Below are 22,447 nucleotides of genomic sequence, written 5' to 3'. Positions count from 1 at the left end.
TATGACGGCACCAGACTATAACTTGCTTACTCCGGCAGTTCTTGATTCGTTATTAAAACGACCGATTGAAAAAGCATTAGGAGAACGTGAGATAAAGCGTATTAACGATATATACGCAAACTACGATTATTACAACGGAAAGCAAGACGTCAATGAGTTCGGACAGTATATTTATCCGACGGAAAGTACCGATAGAAAAGGTCGTGATTTTGAACCGACTAGGTATTGGACGAACTACTTTAAAGCATTTATCAAACGTAAGTCACGATGGCAAATGGCAGGTCAACATAGTATCGACGTAAAACCTACGAAAGACGATAGAGCGTCTAATGAAAAGTCTCAAAAGGTCGAAGACTTGCTTACGAAGTTGTGGCACGATAATCAGATGGACGCAAAGAAAATGCAAATCGCACGGGATAGATTGATCGCCGGAAGTGTTGCCGTCAAATTATCGTTTAATCCAAGAACGGGAAAATTACACTGGATATGGCATAATGCGTCAGAAGTATTTCCGATTTATTCTAAAGATGGATTTCACGATTTAATTGGTTGCGACATTATTATTGCGCAAGAATCACGAGAAGAAGTTGACAGACTAGAGTACGTAAGACAATCATTCCGATTAGACGAAAGTAGAAACGAGTGTTGGGTTGACGAAAGAGTATTCGATGAAACGTTACAGGAAATCGAAGTTATCCAAGATAAAACGTATTTAGGATTCGACTTTATTCCTATGGTTATGTTCGATGTAGAAACCGTTAATTCAAATACTACAAACTTCGACGACCTAGAGGATATGAAAGTTTTAACACGAATTTTAAACGATATGATGGAAGACGCAAACGACTCATTGAAGTTTGAGATGTTTAGTATGACGGTTATTAAGAACGCTAAATTAGATAATCCGGACGACATCGTAGTTGCTCCCGGTTCATTGTTAAAGGTTGATTCTGCACAAGGCGGACACCCAGCAGACGTAGAATCGGTACAGAACGGATTCAAATGGAAAGAAGCGTACAAAGACCAGTACAACCGAATTAAATCGGCATTGCACGAATTAAGTGGATTACCGATGATCGTTCCACAAGAACTTAATTTCGGTGGTATGAACGACAGAGCATTGCAAGTCTTGTATCAAGATATTATCCAAGAAACGCAAGAACATTGGTTAAAGTACAACGAAGATTTTAAAGAGTTATTCGAGAAATCACTAATGTATTTACAAGCTAGAAAAGATTCGAAGAAATTTTCGTATGATAAATCTACCGTAAGTTCTGTCGAATTGTCGGAGTTAGACATTTCAATGAACTTCATCTTACCGTTACCAGACGACAGAGAAAACCTTGTAGACCTACTTACGAAAGAAGTTGACACAGGGTTCGAATCACGCAAGAACGCTATGAAGCGACTAGGCGTTAAGAATCCGGGAGAGAAGGAAAACGAGATTTTCGAAGAGTTAATGCAACAACGAAACATGGACGACCCTTTGGGCGATGGATTACGTAACTTACGCAATTCGGCTACGTCTCCGATAGAGGAAGAATTGACGGAAGATAACACGATACCCCAAGAACAGGAAGAATTGATGGACGAGGAGTAAATCACTCGTTCCTTGACCGAACGTTAAGTCGCTATAAACTAAACGGAATTATTAACGGTCAGACGTGACCGGTTCAAAATACAGGAGGAAATAAATATGAATAAGACAGACGATAAAACACTAAAGATTAATTTACAATTTTTCGCAGAAGGTGGAGACGAAAGTTCTACAACTTCGGACGAACAACCGAAAGACGAGACTCCGAAAGTAGAAAACGAAGAAGTCGACACAACTCCGGAAGATACTAACGCACAATTCACGCAAGAAGATATGAATAAATTAGCGGCTAAAATTCGCCGAGAAGAAAAAGAACGTTACGAGAAAGCTAAGCAAGACGCAGAAGAAGAGGCTCGTAAGAAAGAACTCGAAGAAAACGAACAGTATAAAGAATTGCTAGAAGACGCTAATAAAACTATTGAAGAATTGAAGCGTGAGAAATCCGAGAGACAACGTAGTGATTATATCGTAGATAAGTTGTCGGAGAAAAAACTTACTCCGGAACAAATTAAACGATATTCAAAATACGTTACAGGTCAAAGCGAAGAAGAGTTAAATGAATCTATCGAAAGTGTTTATCAAGATTTCATTCAAGGTACGCAAGAGGCTAAAGGCGATCCAAGCGCTGGTTTCGGTGTAACACCGGCTCAACCAAAAGCTAAAACAGATGAAGATTACGGTAGAGAATTATTCGAAAGACTAAAGCGATAATTTATTGTCGCAAATAAAAATTAAAGGAGAAGATTATTAATGGCTTACACATTAAAAGCAACAGAGCAAGAATTTCGTAGTGGTAAAAACATCTTAGCGTCAGAACACGTTCAATACGTACATGGTGGCGCAACTTTAGACGGAACTAAATTTCCAGAAGGTTTAATCGAAGTAGGTACGTTGATTGCACGTAACGACGATACTGGTAAATACGAACCATTCTCGGCAACAGACGGATTCCAAAACTTCTACATTTTAAACGAAGACCACATTCACGATGGAGAAACAGACGCAGTTTCTGGCGCAGTAATCATCGAAGGTTCAGTTTACGAAGCGAAGTTACCTGTTGAAGTACCATCAGAATTTAAAACAGCTAATCCAAACATTCACTATGTAAACCACATTCCAAACGCATAATAAAAACGAATAAAAACTAAAATATATTTAAAGGGGAAGATTATTAATGGCTTCAATTACACAATACAGAGAATTTCAACCGAAAGCATTAAAAGGAGTATTAGACGCTTCAATCGAACAATCAGAACCAACATTCGCTGATGAGTTCGTAGGAAACGAAGTATCTTACGACATTCGTTTTGCTTACGATATTATCCAACGTAAACAACACATCGCAGCTATGATTGGTTTAGGAGCGGAGAAACCGGTAATTGACCGTCACGGTGCTGCTAGTCGTATGGTAGAGTTAGCACACTTCGGTTTAAAAGACATCGTTACAATCGAAGAGTTATACGAAATCAATGCGGCACGTAATGACGCAGACCGTCAAAACCGTATCAACCGTTTATTAAATCGTTCTGTTGATTTAGTAAATTACTTACAATTACGTAAGCGTGTTGAGAAAATCAAGGCAGTAGCTTTCGGTTCAAACACTTACGATAAAAACGGAGTTAAAATCGAATTAGATTACGGAGTTCCAGAAGACCACAAAATCGCATTGACATCTGGTAATGACTGGAGCGACCTTGACCGTGACATCATCGGAGATTTAATCGGTTGGGTTGAAACGTACAAAAAGAATAACGCTGGTAAAGCACCAGAAGCAATGTTAGTTTCTCGTAAAGTATTCGGTCAATTAGCATTAAACAGAACGTTAATCGCAGAAGCTGGTCGTCCAGAAACTGCAACACGTATTTCAGAAGCAGAGTTAAACGAAGTATTAGGACGTTATGGTATTCCGACTATTAAAGTCGTAGAAGAAACTACGTTCACAGTAAACGACATTTATACTGGCGAAGATGAAGTTATCGAAGTATTCCCAGAAAACCGTGTAGTATTCATCGCTAAAGGCGTAGGTAACTTCATTACTGGACCTAACCCAGACGCACCAAACATGGAACCTATCGCTACGTTAGAGGCGTACAACGAGCGTACACCACGCCGTGACATCATCGAAGTAGCAGAATCTGGATTCGTTGTTCTTGACAATCCTTCATTATTATTACACGCAGATGTAATAGAACCATCTGAAACAGTTTCAGAGCCTGTTACAGAACCTGTTACAGATCCTGTTACAGAAACAACACCATAAATCACGGAGGTATTGATATAGATGGCTAAAGTAAACGTAATTACGAAAGCAGTTATCGACGGTAACCCCGTCGGTTCTGCTATTCAAATAGACGAAAAAGATTTCGCTAGATTCGAGAGTATTGGTTACGTTGTAAAAGACGAGAGCAAGAAAACGACAACTAGAACACGTAAGAAATCTACGCCAAAGAAAGTCGAAGAAAATAAAGACGAGAAGAAGTAACTGATAGGAGGTCGTTGGTTTGAATAAAACGGAGTTAGCTACCAAGCTAACGGTAACGGAAGAAGTTGTTGACGAGTTTATTCTCGCCAACGGCTTTGATGTTACTTTAGAAGATTTTGACAGTAGGCAAACGTATTTAATCAAGTTGTATTCGGAATATATCTCGGCGAATGAAGAAGCCGCAGAGGCACGTAAAGGATTCCGTTATCAAGATGGCGAAGAGATGGTCGATAAGTCGAAACAATACGAAGCATATCGTAGATACGCACTAGACTTATACAATCGTTGGAAAGAAGAGTTAGACGAGTATAACGACGATAAAGACGCTGGAGGGTCGTTCTTCGTACTTCGCAATAGAGCAGGGTGGTTGAATGAAAGAAATCGCTATTAAGGTCGAAGAAATATCCGAAGAAAGCGAACAACAAATCGTCGATAACTTAGAGACGTTAATTGCACGAGTAACTCGTGTATTAAAGAATAACGCTACTAAAGAAACGGTAACACTTCAAGACGGTACGACGAAAGATATAACGTCGGTTAAACGACAGAAACTTCGTGCCATACTTTCCGAGTTACGATCAATCGAAAAAGAAGTAGAGAACGTTGTTTATGACGGAGTATTGTCTTCGGTAGAATTATCTATCGTAGCAACAACTTCGGCATTGTCAGACGAGTTAGAGAAGGTAGAGTCGATGGATTCGAAAGAAGTTGTCGAAGAGCCAGACGAAGATAATTTCACGTTATCAGACAAGGCAGCATTTACCGCACTCACTTACTCGCAGTTGTTACAGAAAAAGATTCGAGAATCAATCAACCGTGGAGACGCATTAGACGGAACAATAGCTAATGTAAACGAAGCGTTGGAAGAGAAACAGTGGGTATTGCGTAGGCTAGTGGTCGATGAATCCTTTACGGTTTATCGAAGACAGTTCGTCAATGTGATGGAAGATAACGGACTCAATTGGTTACGAATACACGAAACATTCCCACGACACCCAAGACGTAAAAGTCACGAATGTTATTTCTATGCTAATGAAGATAAGTACGGTAAAGGTGCTGGAGTCTTTCGTACAACTGATACGAAGATATACAAACCGCACTTACAATGCACGTCATGGTTAGAAATCGTATATGACGACGAAGGAGGTAGCGAATAATGTTGACCGAAGAAGACTTACAGTTTATCAAAGATACACGAGAAGAAGTTATCGCAAACAGAACGGTGGATATTATCGTTACATTCGCCACAGAAGGCAAAGAGAATCCGTTTACGGGCGAAGTTTCGTCAGTAGAGTACGATAAGACCTTACGTTCAGTTGTGACCGATAGAACGTCTCGTGTGGCTGCACAAGACCGTATCTATCAAGGAGAGTATATCGAACAAGGCGACTTGTGGTTCTCGATAGATATAGACGAGTTTAGTGCGGAAGACAAACCACGAGATATGAAGTACGTTATCCATGACGGATTAAAGTATTCGGTAAGTTCGCACGATCCGAAAGGTATTGGCGAGATGGTTACTCGTTGGGAGTTCGTCGGGAAGAGGGTGTATTAATGGCGAGAAAGTTAGCGAAGATACGTGTAAGAGGTATGACAACGTTAATGCGTGATATATCTCCCGTAAAAGCTACGAAAGCATTGCGTGAAGTCGACAGAGAAATCGGTTTAATCGCTGATGAGTTGTCGAATAAGATGGCTAACGACGCTCCGATATTAACCGGTGCGTTAAGAAACTCGTTATTAAACGGAGTTATGAAGACGGGAGACTTACAGTATGACATTAACGTAGACCTCGACAATGTTCCGTACACATGGCGACAGAACTACGAACATAAAACTAAACGTTATTTCATTACTCGTAACGCTAAGATATACGACAAAGGTTTCGGACAAAGATTGCAAGAAAGGCTTGATAACGTATGGTAATAACTTATTACGAAATTATCGGAAGCCTTCGACATTACTTACAGGACACTACGAACGTTCCTACGATTTGGAAGTATTACGGATATTCAAAACCAGATACAAAGCCATTCGCAGAGATTGAATACGTAGTAAGTACCGAAGATATAAAGACGAAGACGAAAGAGTTAATCACGGAAGACATTACGTTAGTTATCGGAGTTCATGGAGGCACAATGTCCGAGATGTCTTTAGCGTATAAAGATATTATTTCGATATTACGATACGGTAACATTCCGATATACAACGAAGGTTTCGAAAAGATTGGATCGTTTTCTCCGGAAGTTGAGAACGTCTCTAATATTATGTTTGGTACGCATGAAGAAAACGAAGGTAATACACACAGATTATATATAGAAGTTTCCGTGCCTATTTACCACGTAAAAGAACGTAGGTAGACACGAATTAAAAACGAAAAGGGGAAATAATTAATGGCAATTTCAAAAGGTTCAAAGACGGTATTGTTCTTCCAAGCAATGGACGACGCAAACACAAACGGTAATGACTTACGCTTAGCGTTCCAAACGGAACACCAATTCAATTCAGAGCGTGAGACTATCGAAGAGTCTACTAAAGACGGAGTAGTTAAGGAATCGGGAGAAGTAAACGCTAATATCGACTTAACTTGTTACGTAGTACGTGACGACGCTACTTACCTTCTTTTAGAAGAAGCATATGACGCAGGAGAAATTATTCAAGCGTGGGAAGTAGACATTACGGAACAAACTGATTCTGGTAAATATCCAGCAATCTACGCACAAGGTTCATTAGGTAGCTTCAACCGTTCTTCTTCTGTTGATTCATTCACAGAATTATCAACGACATTCAACATTAACTTAACGCCACAAAAAGGCGAAGTTACTTTAACTCCAGACCAATTCGCAGCAGTTCAATACGCTTTCCAAGACTTCGGAGAATTAGCCGGAGGAACAGCAACAGCACCAGAAGGAGTTTAATAAGAGAAATAAAGTCGGACATCTTGTCCGGCTATACATATCTTTTGCACGGATAACTTCCGTGATACATAGCTACGAAATATACATCGTAGCGAAATTACGGACAGACGTGTCCGGTTCAAAATACAGGAGGAATTAATTATGAACATTACTATCAAAAACAAAGAGTACGAGTTACTATTCGACATTGGATTCGCAGAAACACTTGACAAGAAATATTCGGCTAAGCAATACATCGGAGAACATACGGGAGTAGAGTTCGGACTAGGTGTACAAATGATTAACGCTAAGCTATTAGCCGGGGACATTAGAGGAATTAAAGAAACGATTAAAGCCGGACTTGAAGACGTTAAAACAGTTACGTATTCAGAGAAGGACTTAAATAAAGCAGTATCAGAAAAGGCGAGAGAACTTGGTGGATTCCAAGCATTAGCAGAAGAGTTAAGGAACGGTATCATTGCGTCGGGTTTGTTCAATCACATCTTCGAGACAGAAATGACCGAAGAGGAAGCGAAGAAGATCTTGACGGAGAACCAAGACGCCAAGTAAAGCCGACAACATATAAAGACATAATTTCTAACGCATTTAGATTCCTAGGTATTAATGACGTGAACCAACTCCGTAGACTTACGTTTGCGGAGTACACGGCTTTAATGGACGGATACAAGAAGAAGAACGTAGACGACATCGAGAAAATGCACCTCGAAGCATGGTTGCATGAGATTGTCGGTCAAGTTAAAAAGAACGGTAAACCGAATTATCCTAAGTTCGAAAAGTTCTTCAAACGTTCAGATTGGGAAGATAGAGAAGTTACAGAATACGACATAGAAGCTATCGAAAAGTTCTCTGATTCTAAACAGAGAGCCGAGGCTTTATTAAGTGGTAATTTGAGTTTCTTAGAAGACGAAAAAGATTAACGAAAGGGGATTAAATAATGGCAGTAAAGCATACAGTAGCCGCTAGGTTGGTAGCCGATACGGGTCAGTTTATTGCGGGATTCGCAGCCGCAGAAGCAGCCGTGAGAAAGTTTAACGGATCATTAGTAGGCGTTCGTGCCAACGAAGCAGTTAGTAGCGTAAACAATATGAACCGTTCTTTCGCACAAACGGACAAAGACGCCGGTAAGGCTGCGAGACAACTAGACCGATTTAACAGAACAGCGAGAGGTTTCTCAATGGTCGGAATGGGTGCGGCGGTTGCTGTTGGCGCTGCCGTTCAACAATCCATAAAGTCTTTCTCGGGTTATGAATCGGCGTTTGCCGGAGTTAAGAAAACGGTAGAAGCAACGAATACAGAGTACCGTGAACTTGACAAAACATTCCGAAAAATGTCAACTCAAATGCCGGCTACATACGAAGAAATTTCGAAAGTTGCCGAGATGGCAGGACAACTAGGGGTTAAAAAAGATAGTATTGCCGACTTTACGGAAACAATGATTCGATTAGGAGAATCGACTGTACTATCGGCAGAAGACGCAGCAACAAGTATTTCTAGGTTTACTAACGTAATGGGTACGTCAATGGACGAAGTAGATAATATAGGTTCCGCTTTAGTAGACTTAGGTAACAACTTCGCCACTACCGAAGATGAAATCATGCAAATGTCTCTAAGACTAGTCGGTATGGGTAAACAAATGGGTATGTCAGAATCAGACGTACTAGCACTAGCAGCGTCAATGTCTTCCGTAGGTATTAAAGCCGAGATGGGTGGCTCGGCGATGTCACGAGTAATGACGAAGATGAATAAAGCGTTACAAAGTGGCGGTAAGGAAGCACAAGCGTGGGCAGACGTTATGGGACTCTCGGTAGAAGAAGCAAGTAGACTTATGAAAGACGACGCATATGAAGCGTTAATGGTATTGCTTGAAGGATTCGAAAAATCTTCCAAAGGTGGAGCTAACCTAGACCAAATATTAGGGGAACTAGGTTTAACAGAAATAAGAGAAGTCGACACATTAAAACGTTTAACAAACGCAACAGACCTTTCAAGAGACGCTAGAGATAAAGCCGGACAGTCTTACAAAGAGAATACGGCATTGGTCGAAGAATCTAGTAAGAGATTCGAAACATTCGCTTCACAAGTGGAAATGGCTAAAAACAAAGTGAAGAACATTTTAGCTAATTTAGGAGAATTGTTCGTCAAAACTTCTGATGATATAGGTGGAGCGATTAACGGAATATTAGACTACCTAGAGGATATGACGAATAAGTTCTTTGACGCAGAAGGTAACGTAACAGAGTTCGGTAAAGCCTTCGCAGATACGGCTAAGACTATCGGAGGTATTACTGGAGTTCTTGGTCTTGCAAGTGCGGCGTTCTTTGCTTTCGGACCAAAAGGAGCCGTTACAGTCGCAGTTCTTGGAGGACTAGGCTTAATAATAAAAGGAGTTAGTGACGTTAAGAAAGAGTTCTCTAAAGGCGATTTAGAGAAGAGTATGGGTAAAATCGAAACTATATCCGATGAAACTTCTCGTAATTCAGCTAAAAGTTATCTTGAAATGAAAGATAACATTAACACGTATATGGGTCAGTTAAAGACTCAGTCTGGTAAAGAAGCCGAAGAAACTCGTGGTAAAATCGTTGGAGAGTTCGAAAAATTAGCGAGTGAAGTTACTCGTGCGTTAGATAAAGAACAAGCAGAAATAGAAGGATTTATAGACGCAGCGATGGAAGGTGCGACAGAACCACAGAAGCAAGCGTTAATTAAGACTCGTAATGAAGTCGAGAAGCAATACAACGCTATGCGTGAGCAAGTTTCTCAGCACCATAAGACGATTACTAACGTTATTAAAAACGAAACAAACGAACAAGGTCAGATTACACAAGCCGGTATGCAAAAGATGGCAGAAGCTGTTTCCGGAATGGACGCAAAGTTCGGTACGGCAGTAGCAGGTTCCGTTCGTGAACTCGGAGTTTTAGGTGCGGAGTTAGATAAGATCGTTGTTACTGGTTCTCCGAAAGAGATTCAGAAGCAAATGACTGAAATGGGTAAAAACTCGGCAGACGCTATCGGAGAGTTATCGAAAGCACAACGCAAGCAAGCCGAAGAAATTAAGACTTGGAATTTAGCCGAGGAAGAAAAGCAACACTTACTCGCAGCAAGTGACGAGATGTACGAGTCCGAGAAGTTAGCTATTTATCAAAACTTAGCGGCTCATGAAGAGAGAGCGCAAGAAGTTGACGAGAATATTAAAGCAACGGAAGGATTATCAACGGCTCAACAAAGTGCGTTAGGAACTTACGAAGATTACCGAGGTGTAGTTAAGAGTGCGTCAGAAGGTATGGAAGTACAACGTAAAGCATGGTCTCGTGCTAATGACGCTTTAGATGAACACGTAAGTAAGATACGTAATATGTCTCGTGATTATGGCGACTTCAAAACACGATTAGTGGACTTAGGAAACTCTACGCAAGAAGTTGCCTTCGATATTGGGGAAGGATTTGTTTCTAAGGTAGAAGAAGGCGTTCAGTACGTTGACTTAGGTAAAGCCGGAGAAATGAAGTTAGAAGAGTTTATCGAGAAGTTTAAAGCCGGAGAAATTTCAATGGAACAAGCCGGTCTAGCACAGATAAATGCTTTCCGTAATATTATCGGACAAGAATCGTTATCAGAAGTCGGAACACAAAAGATAAACGAATTTGTAACTTCTTTAAAACAAGGAGAAATGTCGGTAAAAGAGTTTGCAAGTCAGTTCGGACTTACATTTAAAGAAGGTATGAAAGTCGACTTAGGACCAGCCGGAATTATGTCTATCGAAAAGTTCCAAGCAGGACTTCAATCCGGAGAATATGGTGCGATGGAAGTCGCATACTTAATGACCGAAAACCTTGCTACAGCATTAACGAAAGACTTGTCCGCAGTAGGTCAACAAGATATTCAAACGTTAGCTTCCGGACTAAGTTCGGGAATGATCTCGGTTGACGAAGTAATGTCGGCGTTAGACGGTAAGGTCAAAGAGGGCGCAACAATTGAACTCGCAGGACACGGAACGCAAACAATGCAATCGTTAGTTGCCGGATTACAAGAGGGCGAGATTTCAGTCGCAGAGTTCCTTACGGGAGTAGAAACGTTAGTTAAAGACGGATTAACGATGGATATGACCGAAGAAGGTAGGAACGTCTTAGAAACGAAAGCTAATGGTATTGGCGAAGGTATTCCATCGTTAGTCATGAAAACTACCGAAGCGAGAACGTCTGTCGAAAATGAGTTAGGTAAAACGACAGACGGAGGCGGCGGAGATAACTCGATGAGTGTTTTCGAACAATCAATATCCGGTAAAATGCCGACATTAAACGAAACTGTCTTAGGTGCAAAAGGTTCCGTAGAGGATACTCTCGGAAGCACTACAGACGGCGGTGGCGGTGCTGGTTCGATGGATACTTACGGAGGTAGTATTAAGAGTAAGTCTGGCGAAGTTAATCAGTTAGCCGAAAGTGTTCGTCTCGGAGTAGAAACAGCGTTAGCTAAATACGCACAATTCGGAGTTATCGGATCTGATTCCGGTAGCGAATACGCCGGAGGAATCGAACAAAAAGCAGCGTTAGCAACCGCAGCCGGAGATACGTTAGGATTCGGAGCATTAAACGGAATCATGGGAGTAGCCGGATTTGATTCAGAAGGTAGTGAAGACGGTTCAAACTACGCTAGTGGAGCAGAGAGCAAAGTTGGCGAAGCAAAAGGTTCCGGAGAGGGACTTGCGTTAGGTACTATCAGCGGAGTTAGACTCGTAAACCTATTCTTCAAAGAAGGTGGAGAAGATGGTGGAGAGTATAAAGACGGAGTTCAAAACGTCGTTGGTGCCGCTAAGGCAGCCGGTAACGCTATCGCAACTAGTGCGAAAAATGGTATCTCGGCTATTTTCGGATACTCTAACGAAGGACGTAGCGATGGTAGAGAATATAGCGATGGAGTAAACGGACAGTCTGGTGCCGCTAGAAACTCTGGTCGAAGTGTTGCACAAAGTAGTAAAAACGGAATGGGTTCTATCGGAGGAGCATATTCGCTAGGACGAGATTTAGTTTCGGGATACATTCGAGGTATTCAATCGTTAGGAGGAGCTGTTTGGAGTGCCGCTAAAAGTATAGCTTCTCGAGCGTGGAGAGCCATTAAACGTACTCAAAAATCGAACTCTCCGTCGAAAGTAACGATGGGGTTAGGTAACGACTTTGGAGACGGTTATGTTCTCGGAATTGAAGACCGTCAACGTAAGGTCGCTAAAATAGCCGGAGACATGGCAAAGTCTGGTATGGACGCATTAGGCACTAACCACTTAAACAGAAAGTTCGGAGAAGTGAACGGTTCTATGAACGCCAACGTAACAAGACGAGTGAACCAAACGATGAACTTAACTAATAAACAACCGGCTTATATAACGGTAGATATTGGCGGACAAGAGTTCAGAAGATTCTCCGATAATATACATGATGAAAATAAAAGAACGGTAAGAATAAACGAAATATATAGCTAATAAAAACAAAGGAGGAGGAAGCGCATGAAATATTCGTTTGTAGAGTTCGGTCAGAAACAACAAAATGAACCGCTTTCTCTTCGGTTGGTTATAGATGGAGAAGTTTTTGACGACATAGTATCTGATGAAACTTCTTCATTCATCACTACCGGAGTAATTGGAAGAAATCAATTAAGCAAAAGTTTAACCACGTCTAAACCGTTAGCTTATAACGGAGAATTATTAACAGAACAAACGTTAAATCCTAGAGAACTTACTGTTTTCGGTAGAGTTAAAGGAGATAGTAACGAATCGTTTAACGAGTTAATGAGACGAATTAAAAACAAATTATATAAAGAAATAGTTGAGATAAGTTTTACGGACGAGAGATTTATTTATTACGGTACATTGTCCGACATAATCGAAGAGGAAGAAAGAAGTAATAATCTTCCTATACAACTAAAGTTCATATGTCACGACCCGTTCAAATATACGCCACAAAAAACGTTCAACTATTCAAACTCAAGCGTATTAAACATCGACTCAGATTATCCTGTGAAAGCGAATATCGGTATCACTTATACAGAGCCAGTTGACGAATTCACGATTACGAATACATCAACGAATAAAGTTTTTAGATACAAGTCAGATGTAGCGAATACTAAATACGAGGTTATGTTCCCTCATAATGATGTTGTGGATAATTTAGGGGCGAGTATTAGCAGCGGAGGAAACGAAAATCTATTAAAAGATAGTAATAATTTTGAGAACTACACCGCTTATACAGGGTACGACAGAACAATCACTCAAAACTACGCTGTTGAAGAATGGGGTACAAATGACGCCACTCGATTGACTTATGTTCCGAACTCTAATATAAGCAAAAATCCATATAGTGGTTTATCTACTACACCTAGAATTTATGGTGTAGGAGAAGAAGAGATGACTTTTAGTTATTGGGTTAAAAATTTAGGGGATAAGCCTTTTAAATTTAGGTACAACGGTTTTAGTGCGAACAATGTTTGGCTACAACCGGGAGAACAGAAACGTATCATATCAACAGGAGTAAACAATGTTGGAACAGTCTCTTTCCAACACCAAATTTATCCAGAATCAGTTGGAGACACTGTTGACGTTGCTTTATGGAGAGCGAAGTTAGAAGTAGGTAGCCAATCGACTGATTGGTCGGTATCTCCGAAAGATATAGAAAAATCAAACAGTCTCACGCAATACATCTCACTCAACAGCGATTTAGAAGATTTCACAATCGACAAAAGCGACCAACTCGTCATTCGACCTGTTCCAAACACGATAAATATTAGTTACGAGGGAGTTTTCTTATGATTTATTTATTCGATAGTAAAAAACAACTTAATAAGATTATACCTCGTAATAATATCATCGAGGCATTACAGACGATTGAATTAAACGGACTTTATACGTTTTACATGGAGTTACCGTTATTTCATAAAACAAACAAAGGTCAGATATTCAATCACAAGAAGTCTGTAGATAATGCGACTTTTATCGGACATTTTGACAAGCAAGATAGATTTCAATTGTACAAGATACATGACCGCATTGTTCAAGACGATAGCTTAATTGTCGAGGGAGTTCATCTGTTCTTTGACGAGGCTTTGGCGGGGGATATTATACGAGACAAGAGACCGACAGACGATACGGCAGATGTAGCGTGTGATGTAGCATTTAACGGAATTGGTTGGCGAGTGACAGAGTATGATATAACTACGCCAAAATCAACGAACTTTTATTACGAAAGTCCTTCTGAATGTCGAACTAAAATCCTCGAAACGTGGAACGTAGAACTCGATTACAGTTTAACGTTTGACGGTCAGAAGATTGTATCGAAGAATATCCACGTTAAGAATAAACTAGGCGAATGGACTGGTAAGCGATTTGCTTACGGCTCTAACGTATTACAAATCAGACAAGAGCAGTCGGACGCAGAAATTGTAACGGCGGTAATTGGTCGTGGTAAAGGCGAAGAAGTCGGAGACGGTTACGGTCGTAGAGTTAATCTCGCTAACATGAGCTGGTCTAATGATGTCGTTAAAAAACCTTACGCACAAGACTATATCGAATTACCAAGTGCGACTGATCAATACGGATATTACGAAAACGGAGTATTAAAGCCTCGATTACAAGTCGTTGTCTTTGAGGACATCGAAAATAGAAGAGAGTTAGCACAAGCAACGTATGAGTATCTAATTCAGAATTGTGTTCCGAAAGTAAGTTACGAAACTGATGTAGTATCTGTTGGCGACTTAAATCTCGGAGATGAAGTCGGAATTATATACAAAGAAATTGACATATTACGAAAAGCCAGAGTGCAGAAATTAGAAGTAAACTTATTGAATACTGAATTAACTAAAATATCTCTAGGAGATTATCAGTATTTTAAAGAAGATAAAGCGAAAATCAACTTACAGAAAAAGATTGATAGAGTTGAGCAAGATACAGTCGACTACATTACGCAATTAAAACTCGCTTTTGATACAGAGTATAATGCTCAAACGGAGTATATCGAGGATAAATTTAACGAGGCAGTCGATACTGCACAAGCAGAAGTTAAATCAGCGGAAACTAGAATGAATACAGTCATTGATAACACTCGAAAAGAGTTAGAGAACGACATATCAACTGCGAAACAAGACGCTATCGAACAATCAGAAACAAATGCTAAATCGTTGACTGATAGCGTGAGAACAGATTTAAACAGTGCAGAAAGTCGTATCAATACATCGTTGTCTGATTTAGGTAACGACATATCAGACGTTGACACGAAAGTGGTTAATGTATCGAATGATCTAGCGACTAAAGTTGATAAGTCGATATACGACACTACGATTAGCGATTTAAAGACAAGTGATACTTCGATAAAAAAAGATATTGCTAATGCTAAAAAAGATTTAAGTAATGCGAAGACTGATATATCTAACGCTCAAAACTTACTAGAAGAACACGGTACTAAAATTGATTCGCATGATGTAGAGATTACGAATGTTAAAGGTCAACTATCATCTAAAGCAAGTCAAACATCGCTAGACAGTTTAAAAGGAACAGTTGATAAACACACGACTTCGATTACTCAAAATGCGAATGATATTAAAACAAAAGCTAATCAGTCTACTGTTGATACGTTAAATCAGACAGTGACTAATCAAAATACGTTAATTAGCCAAAATGCTAACGAAATAAAATCTAAAGCAGAAAAAGCATATGTTGATACGATTAATAATACTGTAGAGAAGAATAGCACTTTAATAAGTCAGACATCGGAAAAGCTACAATTAACAGCAAAGTCTATTGATAACATGAAAATCGGTGGAAGAAACTTATTAGAAGATAGTGCTAACATTAAAAAGGTATATGGAGAATCTTTCAACAGTTTAACTTATATTTATCGAGTTGATATGTCACATATCAATGATAAAGTATCATTTGGCGATGAGATAACAATTAGTTTTGATGTTCAAATGCAAAAAGGTTTATCGTTAAGAGCGTATGATAGTAACGGTCAAATAGATAAATCTTTTGGTATGGAATGGTTTAAAAATATCGGAACTAATCGTCAAAGACTGTCATTCACGAAAACCTTAAAAGATCCTAATAATATAACGGGTAGTTGGATATTGGACTTTTATAACGAAAATGACGAAAACGATGATTTTATTATCGAGAACATTAAAATCGAAAAAGGAAACATCGCAACAGAGTGGTCTCCAGCGCCAGAAGATTTAGAAAAAGAAGTAGAGAAAAATAAAGCGGCTATCGAATTAACTTCAAAAGAGATTGCTTTAAAAGTTGATAGTAGCGTTGTTAATGACTTAAAAGGGATAGTCGATAGAAATAGCACTTCAATTGTACAAAATGCAAACGACATAAAGTCAAAAGCAAGTCAGTCTACTGTTGATTCAATAAGCAACACAGTAAGTAACCACACGACATTAATCAATCAAAATGCTGATAACGTTAAAATAACAGCGAGTAAGATTGATAATTTAAGCGTTGGTGGTAGGAACTACATTAAGAATAGTAATAATTTTGAGAAATATACCCCATATACAGGGTACACAAGAACAATCACTCAAAATTATACTGTTGAAGAGTGGAATACTAGTGACGCCACTCGATTGACTTATGTTCCGAACTCTAATATAAGCAAAAATCCATATAGTGGTTTATCTACTACACCTAGAATTTATGGTGTAGGAGAAGAAGAGATGACTTTTAGTTATTGGGTTAAAAATTTAGGGGATAAGCCTTTTAAATTTAGGTACAACGGTTTTAGTGCGAACAATGTTTGGCTACAACCGGGAGAACAGAAACGTATCATATCAACAGGAGTAAACAATGTTGGAACAGTCTCTTTCCAACACCAAATTTATCCAGAATCAGTTGGAGACACTGTTGACGTTGCTTTATGGAGAGTGAAGCTAGAAAAAGGCAACATCGCAACAGACTGGACTCCAGCGCCCGAAGATATAGAGAGTGAAGTCGAGACAAATAGAGCAGAGTTAAACGTTCAAGCAGATGAGATTGCAGGACTTGTGCAAAAGACAAGTGGACACGATACAGTCATCTCTAATCTGTCGCAACGTGCTGATAACATTAATCTGTCTGTTGCTGATCTAGAAAAATGGAAAACAACCGCACAATCTAGCATTGACGTAAACAGTCAAGCGATTACTAATGAAGTGTGGAAACGAGATATTAACTCTGCAACAAACACGCTAAATCAATCTATCAATCAAGTTAAACAGACGGCAGAGGGTAATAAGACAACTATCCAAAATCAAATATCACGCATTGATAGGGCTGATGATTGGATAGCAACGAACGGTCAGACTGTCATTGAAAATGCGGATATGTTCGAACGTAAAGTATGGAACGCTGATATTGAGGCGATTGAAGTTGGTGGACGTAACTTAATACCAAATAGTGATTTTTCTAAAGGTTTAGACGGTTGGAGTATACCATATGGTTCTACAGCAACTAAAGATAATGAAAAAAATGATTATATGTTTTCTAATACAGCAGGCAGGTATGTAGGTGTAAGAACACCTACTTTTGATGTGGTTGCTGGACAAACATACACATTAACAATTGAAGGGTCAAGAGGCAGTAATATGCAACAACTCAATTATGTATATATGATGTATGACATTTCTGGCGTACCAAATCAACCTTTATCAGTAAAATCTTTTAGTAGTACATTGGGAGAATTCACAAGAGTGTCAGTGACTTTTACAGCAACAAACACTAAAGTTGGAGGAGACATCTTAATTGCGAAAAGACCGAACGCAAATATTGATTCGTCATATTTACATGGATTTTATATAAGAAATGTAAAATTAGAAAAAGGGGATAAAGCAACAGACTGGACTCCCGCAGTCGAAGATACTGTACAACATTCCGAAGTCAAACTTCTGTCAGACGGCTTTAGCATTGGAACAACAAAAGTCGGTGGAGACACATTCGCAAGTGCTATCGTAGGTAATAAAGACGGACTAGCATTAATCGGCGATAATGTCGATGTGTCGAATAACTTAACGGTTAAAAACACGATTACATCGGAGGCAATCAAAGCAGTTAGAGCAGACTTCGCAAGTGTCACAACTGCGTATTTGACATCGAATATTATTGATACGAATATGCTTAAATCAGAAGTTGTTGACGCAAGTAAGTTGAAAGTGGATAGCGCATTGGTTAATAAGATATCAGCGAACAGTATATTTGCGAACGACATTAAGACGAAAGCAATCAGTGCTGTTCATGCAGATTTAAAGAGCGTTTCATCGGAAATCATGGAAACGAATATCCTTAAATCAGAATGGTTGCAAGTCGATAATGCGTTGTTCGATAGAATAACGTCTAATTCGGCGTTTATTGATAAGTTGACATCTAAATCAGCGTTTATACGAGATATAAAGTCGATTGATTTAAGTGCCGACAGGATAACTGGTGGAGTGTTGCGGAGTTTAGACAACACGATGAAATTTGACTTAAATAAAAACCATTTAGAGTTTTTTGGTAATTCTACAATTGATTTTTATGACTCTGATAATATGTTCAGAATGATTTACCCATCAACCACACGAGATGATAGAGATGTTATCGTCGGTTTTGGTATGACAGGCTTATCAAACGGAAGTAATGTCGCATATTTTGGCGGAGGTCATTATAATATTGACGGTACAATACGTGTGAACGATGAAGGTTTTGCAGGACTTAGAATTGGAGGCGGAAGTAATGACGCTAGATTGACTGGTACTAACGTTGAAATCGGAAGCGGAAATGAGCCAAATGATATGTATTTCAAGTTCGATTTTGAGAATTCTGATTCTAGTCGATATGCACGGTTCAGACCACCATCAAGTGCAGATAATTACGTGCTTGGTGGAAGCAATACACCATTCCATAGTATTTATAGTTGGAGAATAAACAGGTTAAGATTTACCAATCTGTCAGGTGATACTGAATTAAGGTTTGATAACGGTGATACTACGGGTGCAGGATTTAGATTCACCAGAAATGATGTTTATTTTGTTCGTGGTGGATTATTCAGTATTAAACAAACAATAAACAGAGCTGAATCGGCATACGATAGTATTAACGCTAGTAACGGTCTTAGAGAACAAATTAGAAGTTTAGCGACTAGAGTTTCCGCACTAGAACGTTAATAAAGGAGGCTAACTAATGGATATTAACTTTGAAAAATCAGAACAAATTTTAGCGCAAGAACTAGCTCAAAAGAATTTAGAGAACGCAAGACTAAAAGCTATGGTCGATGATTTACAGAAAGAAAACGAACAATTAAAAAATAAACAGGGCGATGTTGAGTAAGCATTGCCCAAATTGAAAAAAAGGGAGTAGATAGTATGGCAAATGTAACAAGTCAAGAAATCGTATTTTATGTAGCGAAGGTAGGTTTGAGAGATAAGCAAGTGAGATATATTTCTATGAATGATTATAACGGTTTATTCAGAGAACAAGACCAAAAGGACGGTATGGGTATCGTAGACCAAACGCAAGCAGGTAAGTTGATGAACTTTTTAAATGCTTTATATGAGGCTTTTGAATATGACTTTCATTGCTATATAGTCCAAGACGTAGAAAATAGCACTCATGTTGTTACGAACTTACCAGAAGAATATCAAGCAATCGTTAATGATTTATATGGAGAGTCAGAAACGTCAGAGGAAGCAACGGACGAATCAACAAATGCTTAATATATAGATAGAATAAACGTTAGAGGTGTTGCGATGAAATGGTGGTAGAACAGCATAACCAACGTATTAAAAGGTTGGAAGAAAAAGACGCAGAGAACGACAAAAAGTTCGAACGAATCTACGAACGTATTGATGAGACTGAAAAGAAGTCCGCCGAACAAATCAATCGAGTTTATGCGTCGTTAGAACAAATACGTTCGGGTCAACATTCGCAAGAACTTACGAATCAGAAAATGGACTTCACACTCGATCTAATAAACCGTGAGAGAGACGAGGAGAAAGAAAGGCGTAAGCAAGAACAGAAAAAGTCGGAAGAGAATATGCGTAAAATAAAGTTCTGGTTATTAGGTTTAATCGGAACCGTTATTACGAGTATGGTTATAGCACTACTCCAACAATGGTTCGGATTATAACTTTGATAAAGGAGGTGTTACGTATGTTTGAATTCGTATTAGGCGCAACATGGTTGACGTGTTGGTGGTTCGGAAATTGTAGTTAGAAAAAAGTATACGGGCGACCTTAACGGGTCGTCCTTTTTAATAGAAATTAATCAATGAAAGGGTCGATATAAATGCCACAAAACAAAGGAACATGGATTCGATTTATCCTACTCGCAGTTTCGTTAATCAGTACGGGATTAGTTCTATTCGGAAAAGAACCGTTAGAGTATGACGAAGTACAACTCGAACAAACATTGACGTTCTTATTCACGGTAGGCGCTTCTGCTTATGCCGCATTTAAGAACAACGACACAACGAAAGAGGGCGCTATTGGTACGGAGATCACGAAACAATTAAAGCGTGATAAGTTGACGAGTAGACAAATCGAAAAAGTAGAGCGCCAAGTTGACGAGGAAGAAGAATTGAAAGGAGACTCGTAATATGAGCAAGGATTTAAGTAACGAAAGATTCGACGGAATTACCGAAGAAGAGTTAGCCGAATTACAATCTGATGAGTTTGATTACGAAGAAGAAGACGAAGAACAGATTGTCGGATTAGCTGCCGATGAAATCGTGGAGGTGGAAGACGATGAGTTATAAAATCGTTAATATGTGGACGCCAAAGTCGAAGTGGGCGATTAAAGCAACGTACCCTATGAAGCCGACAACAATTACCGTACACAATACGGCTAATACGGCGAGAGCAAGAGGCGAGGCTTCGTACATGAACTCGAACAACAATTATACGTCATACCACGTCGCAGTAGACGATAAAGAAGTCGTACAATTGATTCCGTTCAACCGTAACGCTTGGCACGCAGGAAACTTAACGGGGAATAGAACGAGCATTGGTGTCGAGATTTGTTACTCTATGGATAACGGTTATAATGGTTCGAAGTCAGAGCGATACAAACAAGCCGAAGACAATGCTGCGACATACATTGCTCACGTATTAACTCAATACGGTTGGGGTGTCGATAGAGTACGTAAGCACGAAGATTGGAGCGGTAAGTACTGTCCGCACAAAATGTTATCGACAAACTCGTGGAGAGATTTCTTGCGTTTGATCCAACGTAAGATGGACGAAATCAATGGCGATAAGAAGACTTCGAAACAAGTAACGAAGAAAGTTAAGAAGCAACGTAATACGTATATTGTCCGTAAAGGAGATACGTTGTGGGGTATCGCAAACGACCACGGAATTACTGTTTCGCAATTGAAGTCGTTGAATAACTTACGTAGTAACGTATTACAAATCGGACAGAAACTAACGGTAGTCAAGCCGAAGTCCGAGCCAAAGAAACCGAATACAGATTGGGATTGGTCGGGAACATTTACGTCGAATAGTTCGATTGTAGTACGTAGAGGTTATCCGTCATTGAAGTCGAAGAAAGTTCCTTCGAATAGTTACCTACGTAAAGGCGATTGGGTAAACTTCGACCACTTGTTCTATAAAGACGGATACTGGTGGATTCGATTTAAGTATTCTACGAAAGGTTCTTCTACGGCATACTTCTTCGCTCCTGTCGGAAAGAAAGAGACGGGAATCGGATTTAGTTCTGCGAACCAAAAAGGACGTTTGTGGGGCGAAGTGACGAAATTGAATAGCGGTGCTACGTCTGGAGTAAAATCGTGGTATACTAAAGGCGCAGTCAACCATCATTAATTATAGTACGGAGTGTATTAGATATACACTTCGTATTTTTTATTTCGTGTAAAATATTGTATAATGTTACCGTAACATATTACGGTATTGGAGATGGTAGATAGTGAACGTAAGTTATGACTACTCGCAATTAATTGACGAATTGAAGTCGGATATTGATGAAGGACTAATTGATCCGGAAGAAGTTATCCGAGTACAACGTGGCGAGACAAGATTGTTCGATCATTTTATCGTTGATGGTATCGGAGCATATACTCCGTATGTAGATTACTTCTTTTCTAGCGATGACACTTCCGAAATAGAAGTCGAAGAAATAAAAGCGAAAGACTTCCTCGAGTACATGGAGCGAATGAATAAGATAATGTAGCGTAATTTCTCTCGACAGAATACTGTCGGGAGTATTTTTTACGCAAAACACGAACGTTTAAAATTTATCGTTGACACGGCGTTTTATTCGGTATACAATAATAACTACGCTTTAGTCGGCGAAACACGGTATCTTGTGCGATGGTTACGAACATCACGCAGTCTAACACGGTTCAAACCGTTGGTGTTATCGTATTTATACCGGAACTGGCAGACGCACAGGACTTAAAATCCTGCGGTAAGTGATTACCGTACCGGTTCGATTCCGGTCCTAGGCAC

At 39.5% G+C, this 22,447-nt stretch carries 23 protein-coding genes and 1 tRNA gene; all 24 read left to right on the top strand.

All coding sequences use genetic code 11. The annotated features are described in order from the left end of the window. Position 1 precedes the first annotated feature (1 nt). The 24 genes from EDD62_RS08360 to EDD62_RS09235 all read left to right on the top strand — a co-directional run bounded on the left by EDD62_RS08360 (position 2) and on the right by EDD62_RS09235 (position 22,443). Positions 2–1,600 carry a phage portal protein gene (locus EDD62_RS08360; RefSeq protein ID WP_123808606.1) on the top strand — a complete coding sequence of 533 codons (1,599 nt, stop codon included), beginning with the start codon at positions 2–4 and terminating at the stop codon, positions 1,598–1,600. A 96-nt stretch (positions 1,601–1,696) separates the two neighbouring features. Then, positions 1,697–2,308 carry a hypothetical protein gene (locus tag EDD62_RS08355; protein WP_123808604.1) on the top strand — a complete coding sequence of 204 codons (612 nt, stop codon included), beginning with the start codon at positions 1,697–1,699 and terminating at the stop codon, positions 2,306–2,308. Between the two features lie 39 nt (positions 2,309–2,347). Continuing rightward, entirely contained in the window at positions 2,348–2,725 is a 378-nt protein-coding gene (locus EDD62_RS08350) for a hypothetical protein (RefSeq protein ID WP_123808602.1), read from the top strand. A gap of 46 nt (positions 2,726–2,771) precedes the next feature. Next, complete coding sequence (locus EDD62_RS08345; RefSeq protein WP_123808600.1) at positions 2,772–3,857, top strand: major capsid protein; 1,086 nt, start codon at positions 2,772–2,774, stop codon at positions 3,855–3,857. A 21-nt stretch (positions 3,858–3,878) separates the two neighbouring features. Next, complete coding sequence (locus EDD62_RS08340) at positions 3,879–4,079, top strand: hypothetical protein (protein WP_123808598.1); 201 nt, start codon at positions 3,879–3,881, stop codon at positions 4,077–4,079. A 19-nt stretch (positions 4,080–4,098) separates the two neighbouring features. Then, the gene (locus EDD62_RS08335; RefSeq protein WP_123808596.1) at positions 4,099–4,470 is read left to right on the top strand and encodes a hypothetical protein; all 372 of its coding nucleotides are present in this window, start codon (positions 4,099–4,101) and stop codon (positions 4,468–4,470) included. Further along, the gene (locus EDD62_RS08330) at positions 4,451–5,236 is read left to right on the top strand and encodes a hypothetical protein (RefSeq protein WP_123808594.1); all 786 of its coding nucleotides are present in this window, start codon (positions 4,451–4,453) and stop codon (positions 5,234–5,236) included. Before EDD62_RS08335 ends, EDD62_RS08330 begins: the two co-directional genes overlap by 20 nt. Then, positions 5,236–5,634: a hypothetical protein gene (locus EDD62_RS09135; RefSeq protein WP_148086848.1), complete on the top strand. Its 399-nt coding sequence runs from the start codon at positions 5,236–5,238 to the stop codon at positions 5,632–5,634. Before EDD62_RS08330 ends, EDD62_RS09135 begins: the two co-directional genes overlap by 1 nt. Then, positions 5,634–6,005 carry a hypothetical protein gene (locus EDD62_RS08320; protein WP_123808590.1) on the top strand — a complete coding sequence of 124 codons (372 nt, stop codon included), beginning with the start codon at positions 5,634–5,636 and terminating at the stop codon, positions 6,003–6,005. Before EDD62_RS09135 ends, EDD62_RS08320 begins: the two co-directional genes overlap by 1 nt. Then, positions 5,999–6,439 (top strand): hypothetical protein, encoded by a 441-nt coding sequence (locus EDD62_RS08315; protein WP_123808588.1) that lies wholly within the window; start codon positions 5,999–6,001, stop codon positions 6,437–6,439. Before EDD62_RS08320 ends, EDD62_RS08315 begins: the two co-directional genes overlap by 7 nt. Before the next feature lie 33 nt (positions 6,440–6,472). After that, complete coding sequence (locus tag EDD62_RS08310; protein ID WP_123808586.1) at positions 6,473–6,997, top strand: phage major tail protein, TP901-1 family; 525 nt, start codon at positions 6,473–6,475, stop codon at positions 6,995–6,997. A 141-nt stretch (positions 6,998–7,138) separates the two neighbouring features. Further along, the gene (locus tag EDD62_RS08305; protein WP_123808584.1) at positions 7,139–7,546 is read left to right on the top strand and encodes a tail assembly chaperone; all 408 of its coding nucleotides are present in this window, start codon (positions 7,139–7,141) and stop codon (positions 7,544–7,546) included. A 59-nt stretch (positions 7,547–7,605) separates the two neighbouring features. Continuing rightward, positions 7,606–7,914 (top strand): hypothetical protein, encoded by a 309-nt coding sequence (locus EDD62_RS08300; RefSeq protein ID WP_123808582.1) that lies wholly within the window; start codon positions 7,606–7,608, stop codon positions 7,912–7,914. A 17-nt stretch (positions 7,915–7,931) separates the two neighbouring features. Next, complete coding sequence (locus tag EDD62_RS08295) at positions 7,932–12,464, top strand: phage tail tape measure protein (protein ID WP_123808580.1); 4,533 nt, start codon at positions 7,932–7,934, stop codon at positions 12,462–12,464. A gap of 24 nt (positions 12,465–12,488) precedes the next feature. Then, entirely contained in the window at positions 12,489–13,787 is a 1,299-nt protein-coding gene (locus EDD62_RS08290) for a distal tail protein Dit (RefSeq protein WP_123808578.1), read from the top strand. Further along, positions 13,784–19,147, top strand: a complete 5,364-nt coding sequence (locus EDD62_RS08285; RefSeq protein ID WP_123808576.1) for a phage tail spike protein — start codon at positions 13,784–13,786, stop codon at positions 19,145–19,147. Before EDD62_RS08290 ends, EDD62_RS08285 begins: the two co-directional genes overlap by 4 nt. 16 nt (positions 19,148–19,163) lie before the next feature. Beyond that, on the top strand, positions 19,164–19,310 hold the full coding sequence (locus EDD62_RS09245) for a hypothetical protein (protein WP_170152813.1): 147 nt from the start codon (positions 19,164–19,166) through the stop codon (positions 19,308–19,310). Positions 19,311–19,345: 35 nt separating this feature from the next. Then, positions 19,346–19,696 (top strand): hypothetical protein, encoded by a 351-nt coding sequence (locus tag EDD62_RS08280; RefSeq protein ID WP_123808574.1) that lies wholly within the window; start codon positions 19,346–19,348, stop codon positions 19,694–19,696. Between the two features lie 38 nt (positions 19,697–19,734). Then, positions 19,735–20,109, top strand: a complete 375-nt coding sequence (locus EDD62_RS08275) for a DUF2951 family protein (RefSeq protein WP_123808572.1) — start codon at positions 19,735–19,737, stop codon at positions 20,107–20,109. 158 nt (positions 20,110–20,267) lie between these two features. Next, on the top strand, positions 20,268–20,576 hold the full coding sequence (locus tag EDD62_RS08270; RefSeq protein WP_123808570.1) for a phage holin: 309 nt from the start codon (positions 20,268–20,270) through the stop codon (positions 20,574–20,576). A gap of 1 nt (position 20,577) precedes the next feature. Further along, complete coding sequence (locus EDD62_RS09240) at positions 20,578–20,736, top strand: hypothetical protein (RefSeq protein WP_170152812.1); 159 nt, start codon at positions 20,578–20,580, stop codon at positions 20,734–20,736. Next, entirely contained in the window at positions 20,726–21,802 is a 1,077-nt protein-coding gene (locus EDD62_RS08265; protein ID WP_123808568.1) for an N-acetylmuramoyl-L-alanine amidase, read from the top strand. The genes EDD62_RS09240 and EDD62_RS08265 overlap by 11 nt, the downstream gene beginning before the upstream one ends. Positions 21,803–21,905: 103 nt before the next feature. After that, the gene (locus tag EDD62_RS08260; protein WP_123808566.1) at positions 21,906–22,169 is read left to right on the top strand and encodes a hypothetical protein; all 264 of its coding nucleotides are present in this window, start codon (positions 21,906–21,908) and stop codon (positions 22,167–22,169) included. Between the two features lie 199 nt (positions 22,170–22,368). Next, positions 22,369–22,443: transfer RNA gene (locus EDD62_RS09235), tRNA-Leu, on the top strand. Positions 22,444–22,447: the final 4 nt, after the last annotated feature.

The sequence above is a fragment of the Abyssicoccus albus genome (assembly GCF_003815035.1).
GTDB lineage: Bacteria > Bacillota > Bacilli > Staphylococcales > Abyssicoccaceae > Abyssicoccus > Abyssicoccus albus.
This window is presented reverse-complemented; position numbering and strand designations above follow the sequence as displayed.